This window comes from Amycolatopsis sp. SID8362, assembly GCF_010550475.1.
Classification (GTDB): domain Bacteria; phylum Actinomycetota; class Actinomycetes; order Mycobacteriales; family Pseudonocardiaceae; genus Amycolatopsis; species Amycolatopsis eburnea.
On the sequence record NZ_JAAGNB010001104.1, the window covers coordinates 1 to 2,294 of the forward strand.

Annotated in this window: 1 protein-coding gene; it reads right to left on the bottom strand. The window is 75.2% G+C overall.

Going from position 1 to position 2,294, the window contains the following annotated elements:
• Positions 1-2,294, bottom strand: a 2,294-nt coding sequence (locus G3I65_RS34060; RefSeq protein WP_160699738.1) for a type I polyketide synthase, incomplete at both ends; no start/stop codon positions are given.

Here is a 2,294-nt window from a genome sequence, read left to right on the forward strand (position 1 = left end):
AACCGGGCGAGCAGCCGGGCGGCCTGGGCCCGCAGCGCCGCCGGGGTCTTGCCCGCGACGAGCACCGGCAGCACGGCCCCGTCGGCGGTCCGCCGGGGTGTGTCGGCGAGCGGGGCCGGGCCCTGCTCGAGGATGGTGTGGGCGTTGGTGCCGCTGATCCCGAAGGACGACACCGCCGCGCGACGCGGCCGGCCGGTCTCGGGCCACGGCGTGAGCTGGGTCAGCAGCTCGACGTCGCCCGTGCTCCAGTCGACGTGCGTGGACGGGGTGTCCAGGTGCGGTGTGGGCGGCAGGACGCCGTGGCGCATGGCCTGGACCATCTTGATCACCCCGGCGACGCCGGCGGCGGCCTGGGTGTGGCCGATGTTGGCCTTCACCGAGCCGAGCAGCAGCGGCCGGCCGTCGGGGCGGCCCCGCCCGTAGGTGGCCAGCAGGCTCTGCGCCTCGATCGGGTCACCGAGCGGGGTGCCGGTGCCGTGCCCTTCGACGACGTCGACGTCGCCGGTGCCGAGCCCGGCACTGGCCAGCGCCTGGCCGATCACCCGCTGCTGCGACGGGCCGTTCGGGGCCGTGAGGCCGTTGGACGCGCCGTCGGAGTTGACCGCCGAGCCGCGCAGCACGGCCAGCACCTCGTGCCCGTGCCGCCGGGCGTCCGAAAGCCGTTCCAGCAGCACCATCCCGACCCCTTCGGACCAGCCGACGCCGTCGGCGGAGTCCGAAAAGGACTTGCAGCGGCCGTCGGCGGCGAGGCCGCCCTGCGCGCTGAAGTCGATGAACGGGCCCGGGGTCGCCATCACGGTCACCCCGCCGGCGAGCGCCAGCTCGCACTCGCCGGAGCGCAGCGCCTGCGCGGCCCAGTGCATCGCGACGAGCGACGAGGAGCAGGCGGTGTCGACGGTGACCGCGGGGCCTTCCAGGCCGAGGGCGTAGGCGACGCGGCCGGACATCACGCTGCCGGAGGTGCCGATGCCGAGGAAGCTCATGACGTCCGGCGGGAACTCGACGCCGCCGGAGCCGTAGTCGTGGTACATCACCCCGGCGAACACGCCGGTCCGGCTGCCCCGCAGGGAGACCGGGTCGATCCCGGCCCGTTCGATGGTCTCCCACGACGTTTCCAGCAGCAGCCGCTGCTGCGGGTCGGTGCCCAGGGCCTCGCGCGGGGAGATCCCGAAGAACCCGGCGTCGAATTCGCCCGCGTCGTGCAGGAACCCGCCTTCGCGGGTGTAGGACCGGCCGACGTCCTCGCGGTCGGTGGTGTAGAGGTTCGCCAGGTCCCAGCCGCGGTTCTCGGGGAACCCGGTGATCCCGTCGCCGCCGCCGAGGACCAGTTCCCACAGGTCTTCCGGCGACCGGACGCCGCCGGGGTAGCGGCAGGCCATCGACACGATCGCGATGGGGTCGTCGCCTGCCGGGCGGGTGGTGGCGCGCGGCACGACGACGTCGGCGACGGTGCCGGCCAGCTCGGCCAGCAGGTGCCCGGCGAGCCTGGCCGGGGTCGGGTGGTCGAAGACCAGGGTCGCGGTCAGCCGCAGCCCGGTCACGGTCTTGAGGCGGTTGCGCAGCTCGACCGCGGTGAGCGAGTCGAAGCCGAGTTCGCGGAACTCCCGCTCGGGCGCCACGGTGGCCGGCGAAGCGTGCCCGAGTACGGTGGCCGCTTCGGTGCGGACGAGGTCGAGCAGCGACCGCAAGCGCTCGGGTTCCCGCAGCCCGGCCAGCCGCTGCTTGAGGCTCGTCGCGGTCTCCGACAGCGCGCGTGCCGCGGCGCGGCGGGCGGGGCGCGTCACCGGGCGCAGGAGCCACGGCAGTTCACCCCGCGAGCGCAGGACGTCGAGTTCGACGCGCATCGGGACGAGTGCGGCGTCGCCGAGCCGCAGCGCGGCGTCGAACAGCCCGGTGCCCTGCGCCGACGACAGCGGCGGCAGGCCGGACCGGGCGATCCGGTCCAGCTCGGCCTCGGTCAGCGTTCCGGTCATGCCGGTGTCCCAGGCGCCCCACGCCAGCGACGTCGCCGCCAGCCCCCGTGCGCGCCGGTGCTCGGCGAGCGCGTCGAGGAAGGTGTTGGCGGCGGCGTAGTTCCCCTGCCCCGCCGCGCCGATCACGCCGGCGACCGAGGAGAACAGCACGAACCCGGCCAGGTCCGTCCCGGCGGTCAGCTCGTGCAGGTGCCAGGCCCCGTCGGCCTTCGGCGCGAACACCGTGTCGAGCCGCTCCGGCGTCAGGGAACCGATCACGCCGTCGTCGAGGACGCCGGCGGCGTGCACCACCGCGGTCAGCGGGTGCTCGGCGGGCACGGC